Below are 5,537 nucleotides of genomic sequence, written 5' to 3' on the forward strand. Positions count from 1 at the left end.
CAATATGTTGACAATGAATGGTCAAAGAATGAGTAAATCCACTGGAAATTACATCCTTCCAATGGAACTGATTACCGGAAATAATGATTTCTTTGAAAAAGCTTTTCATCCAAGTGTGTTGAGATTTTGCTTTTTACAGGCGCATTACAGAAGTGTTCTTGATATTTCGAATGATGCCATGCTGGCAAGTGAAAAAGGCTTCAACAGATTGATGGAAGCTGTGAAAATTCTTAATACACAAGTTCAGGTGGAAGGTGTGGAAACTTCTTCTTTTGATTATAAAAATTGGAAAGAAAAAGTGTTGGAAGCTTTGACAGATGATTTTAACAGTCCGATTTTGATTTCTCATTTGTTTGAGGCAGTGAAGTTTATTTCGGCTTCAAAATTGGGTAAAGAAAGTATTTCTACAGAAGATTATGAAGATTTGAAACAATTCTTAAATGCGATTGTTTTTGACGTTTTAGGATTAGAAACAATTGAGGAATCTAATAATGATAAGCTTGACCAGACTTTGCAGGTTTTAATTGATTTGAGAAATCAAGCCAGAAAATCCAAAAATTGGGAACTTTCTGACCAAATCCGCGACCAACTTCTTGAAAAAGGAATCGAGCTGAAAGATGGAAGAGAGGGAACGACTTATGTTCTGAATTAAATTCATTACAATCATAAATAACAACAAATTCGGTTAACGAAAGTTAAACCGTATTTTTGTTTTAGTAAAGAACTTTACTTTTGAATAAAATTAACCTGTTGTGCATTTAGCACAAATTAATTTTTAACTTATTCAAACTTCTCTTGAAGACGAAAAAATTTAGATATTGAATCATGGTAAAAGAAGTTATTTTTGATACTATTCTTGTTGCCAAACCTTGAAAGGTTTTTGCGAGGTTAATATTTATTAAGAACTGTCCGCACAGTTGCGAAATATTGGTTTCAATCCTCTTTCTGATTTTTGATTTTGTCTTGCAAAAGTCCACAAAATTATGCTGGTTTTTACGCATTGGAACCGAAAGATTTATCTTGGAATAGTTGAATAAATCCAGTTGGAGTTCTTTGCTGATGTACCCTCTGTCGCCGATTAATAAACAGTTTTCAAAATTCTCCTTAATGTCGTGCAGATAGTTCACGTCGTGAACGTTTGCAGGGGAAAAATCAAACGAGTGGAAGATTCCATTTTTGTCACAAACCGCATGAAGTTTATAGCCAAAATACCTAGATTTTTGTGCGGCACAATATCCATATGCAGGTTTGATCTCATCCGTGGAACAGATTGCAGAACGATTTGCCCGACTTATTTTACAGATTTCAATTGGCGTGGAATCCACAATAAAGACATCGGTGAAATCCGAAAACTTGCTGCTCAAGGTTTCTCTGATTTTTTCAATGTAGGGAAAAAGTTTTCTTTTCCTTTTATTGTAGACACTCCTTTCAATTCTTCCATCCAAATCAGTCCCTGAAATGCATCTAAATAACTGTAGTTCAGAGTTAATAGACATATATTCTGCAGTGAGGTTGAGTGCCACAAGTTCCAAATCAGACATTTTTGGAAGCCTAATTTGCTTACTTGTAGTAATATATTTACAGGTGTTTGTCAATTCTTTTAAAATAATTTTGTAGTTTTGAATAAGATTGTTCATGTATTTAATGACTTGGTAATCAATTAAATTTACGATTTTTTAATCAAATGGACAATCTTTTTTCTTTTAAATTCCTAAATGCACAACAGGTAAAATTAAACAATTTTGAAAAGACTTCTATTCTTTTACTTTCTCATAATCTCTATAGCAATTTGCTCTCAGACGATTTCTGGTACAGTGATTTCGGAGGAAAGCAACCCTATTTCAAAGGTTTTGATTGTGAATATGACTTCTAATCAAAAAGTTTATTCAGACAATGTTGGAAATTTTTCCATTGAAGGTAAATTTGGCGACGAACTTCGTTTTGCTAAAGAAAGATACAAAGGCGAGAAAATAATTATCAGCAATAACTTATTCAAAGTTGTTCTTCAGCAATTGCCACAGGAAATAGAAGAAGTGAAAATCATCAACAAAAGACTTGCGGAATCTCAGGAAGAAAAACTAAGAAAAGATATCGGATTACCAAAAGGACCAGAAAAACCCCGTGAAAAACCAGCCGATTTAGCCGATGATTTCCTAAGAATTCCACCTAAAGTTAATATTCAAAATATTTATGATGCTATTAGTGGAAAATCCAGACGACTAAAACGACTTTACAAATACGAAGACTTACAAGAAGGTTTAGTTTGGATTCAAAATAATATTGACTTAGAATATTTTGCTGAAGCAGGAATTTCGCCTGATAAATTCAACGATTTTCTAATGTTTGCATTGCAAGATGAACAGGTTCTGATGTATATGAAAGCCAAAAATATTGGTGGACTTACCGTTTCTTTGGATAATCATATTGGTGCATATCTGGAAAAAATTGGTAAAAAATGATTTTTTTACAGGAATATTATTTATAATTCAATAAATCATTAAATTGCGTCCATATTAATAGACCTTAATAAATGAAACTATACTTTAGTGTTAACTTCGGAACAAAAGTTGGCCAGCGACTCGTTTTGCGCCTGTTTGAGGACAAAAACGAGCATCGTGACTACGACTTGACCTATTCCGAAAATAACAACTGGACCACAGAAATTGATTATTTTTCAAAATCGATTCTCTACAAATATCTTGTCGTGAACGAAGATGGGGAAGTTTTGGAGGAAGAGATTCCTTTTCACAAGCTCAATCTTCCAAACAGTTTTAAAGAATTTGTAATCTTTGACCAATGGAATCTCAAAAACTTTCCTGAAAATTATTTAACCAACAAAATTCTGCATAATCGTTTGCAAGGTTTTCAGCCTGCAAAACAACCGGTAGTTAAGAAGCATACGCATCTTTTCAGAATAGAAGCGCCACTTTATCATCCAAACTGGCAATTGGTTTTGGTTGGAAATGTGGATGCTCTGGGAAATTGGGATTACGAAAAAGCTGTTGAACTGAGCGAAACAGATTACGGCGTTTGGGAAACCGGCGTTGAAATCAATTCTCATCAGACAATTCTTTACAAATACGCGATTAAAGATAAAAATACCGGCAAGGTTTTTTACATAGAACCAGGCGAAAACCGTTGGGTTTTCGGAAATCCAAATAAGGATATTCTTTACGTAAAAGCAGACCATTACTTCAAATTCGATAATCATACGCTTTGGCATTCTGCGGGTGTTGCGGTTCCTGTTTTTTCTTTGAGAACTGATGACGGTTTCGGTGTTGGAGAATTTCCTGATATCAAAAAATTGGGAGATTGGGCTAATGAAACCAAATTGTCTGTGATTCAGATTTTGCCGATTAACGATACAACTGCGAATTACACTTGGACAGATTCTTATCCTTATGCTGCGATTTCGGTTTATGCACTTCATCCGCAATATCTCTCGATTGAGAAATTAGAATATGCTTTGCCGAAAGATTTGGTTGAAGATTATCATGCAAAAAAAGCAGAACTGAATGCTTTGAGTCTGATTGACTACGAGCAAATGATTTCCGGAAAATGGCAATATGCAACGGCTGTTTTCGAAGCAAATCAAGAAGCGATTCTTAAAGATAAAAACTTCAAAAAGTTCATTAAAGATAATGAGGAATGGCTGATGCCTTACTCTGCATTTTGTGTTTTAAGAGACAAATACAAAACGCCCAATTTTAATGAATGGAAGACTCATAAAAAATATGTTGCCGGAAAAGTAGCGACACTTTATTCACCAAAACATAAAGAGTATTCTCAATTGATGCTCCACGCTTGGGTGCAATATCAATTGCATTTGCAACTTCAAGATGCTGTAGAATATCTTCATAAATTGGGAATTTCCGTAAAAGGAGATTTACCGATTGGGATTTACCGATATTCTGTAGAAGCTTGGACAGAACCGGAATTATTCGGAATGGATTTCCAAGCCGGTGCACCGCCAGACCAATTCTCCGATTTGGGACAAAACTGGGAATTCCCGACTTATAATTGGGAAGTGATGAAAGCCGACGGTTACCAATGGTGGAAAAAACGTTTCAAAGTTCTGGAGCAGTATTTTGACGCAATGAGAATCGACCACATTCTAGGATTTTTCAGAATCTGGAGAATGCCGATTTCTGCAACTCAAGGTTTGTTAGGATATTTTTATCCTGCGCTTCCTGTGACCGAGAAAGAATTTGCAGACAGACAGATTCCATTTAGCTTTGACCGTTATGTGAAGCCATTTGTGAATGAACCGATTCTTTGGGAGAACTTCGGAGATGTGAAAGACAAAGTTCAAAATCATTTTTTTGATACTCATAATGGAACTATTACTTTCAAACCGGAATTTGATACGCAGAGAAAATTAACCGATTATTTCAAGAAAGAATCCTGGGATTGGGCAGAAGAAAAATTGATTTCTTTGGCCGGAAATGTTTTATTCTTAACTGAAGAAACAGAAAACGGCGTTGTTTATCATCCAAGATTTAATATTGCTAAAACGACGTCTTACAAATATCTTCCGGATTGGGAAAAAGCAAAACTGAATGATGTTTATAATGATTATTTCTTCAAACGTCAGGATGGACTTTGGTATCAGAAAGCGATGGAGAAATTACCGGCTTTACTGAATTCTACAACAATGTTGATTTGTGGTGAAGATTTGGGATTGGTTCCGGATTCGGTTCCTGTTGTGATGGATAAGTTGGCGATTACCGCTTTGAAAGTTCAAAGAATGCCTTCTGAAAATATAGCTTGGTACGACCCGAAAAATGCAAGTTATCTTAATGTGGTTACAGCGTCTTCTCACGATAGTTCTACGCTGAGACAATGGTGGCACGAGGATAGAAATTTGACTCAAAAATATTTCAATAATCAATTAGGGCAATATGGAACTGCGCCTTGGGATTTGTCTCCGGAATTGTCAGAAATGATAATGAAGCAACATCTTTATACAGATGCAATGTTGGCGATTTTCCCTATTCAGGAATTTTTGGCAACCGATCAAGAATTGATGAATCCGAATATGGATGAGGAGAGAATCAACAATCCTGCAGTTTTCCCACATTATTGGAGATACAGAATGCATCTGAAATTGGAAGATTTGAAAACCAAAGACAGGTTCAATCAAAAAATTGCAAGTTGGGTTGAAAACAGTGACCGATTTTAATCCGCAAAAATAAACTTTAAAGCCTTTCAAATTTTTGAAAGGCTTTTTTTTGTTGAAAATTATTGCTCTGATTATCAGATATAAATTTGATTCTTGAATTGAATTTTGATTCGAAATCTAAATTTTCGTTTAACTTTTATTATTCGTCAATATCCAAAAGATAGAAAGTTTCATTTTAAGGAAAAAATGGATTTTCAAACTTAATTTAAAAATAAAAGGAATGAAACATTAAAAATGTTCCATTTGATAATTAGTCTCTCCTTAAACCACCTATAATTTACTGATTATTAGTATTTTGGATTTAAAATAGCTTGTTTTTTATTGCAAGAATTTGTATCTTAGAGCTTTAAAACCT

4 protein-coding genes are annotated in these 5,537 nt (G+C 34.4%); 3 read left to right on the forward strand and 1 reads right to left on the reverse strand.

Annotated features, from left to right (window positions below):
- Positions 1 to 652: DALR domain-containing protein (locus Q0252_RS08645; RefSeq protein WP_367174835.1), on the forward strand; the 652-nt coding region annotated here is incomplete at its 5' end.
- Between the two features lie 106 nt (positions 653 to 758).
- Here Q0252_RS08645 and Q0252_RS08650 read toward each other — a convergent pair.
- The gene (locus tag Q0252_RS08650) at positions 759 to 1,637 is read right to left on the reverse strand and encodes an IS982 family transposase (protein WP_124803335.1); all 879 of its coding nucleotides are present in this window, start codon (positions 1,635 to 1,637) and stop codon (positions 759 to 761) included.
- 105 nt (positions 1,638 to 1,742) lie between these two features.
- On the opposite strand from Q0252_RS08650, the gene Q0252_RS08655 reads away from it, so the two are divergent.
- Complete coding sequence (locus Q0252_RS08655; protein WP_297985392.1) at positions 1,743 to 2,459, forward strand: hypothetical protein; 717 nt, start codon at positions 1,743 to 1,745, stop codon at positions 2,457 to 2,459.
- 71 nt (positions 2,460 to 2,530) lie between these two features.
- The gene (locus Q0252_RS08660; protein ID WP_297985393.1) at positions 2,531 to 5,182 is read left to right on the forward strand and encodes a 4-alpha-glucanotransferase; all 2,652 of its coding nucleotides are present in this window, start codon (positions 2,531 to 2,533) and stop codon (positions 5,180 to 5,182) included.
- The last annotated feature ends 355 nt before the right edge of the window (positions 5,183 to 5,537 follow it).

Origin of the sequence: uncultured Chryseobacterium sp. (assembly GCF_936933875.1) — a bacterium.
Classification (GTDB): Bacteria; Bacteroidota; Bacteroidia; order Flavobacteriales; family Weeksellaceae; genus CAKZIK01.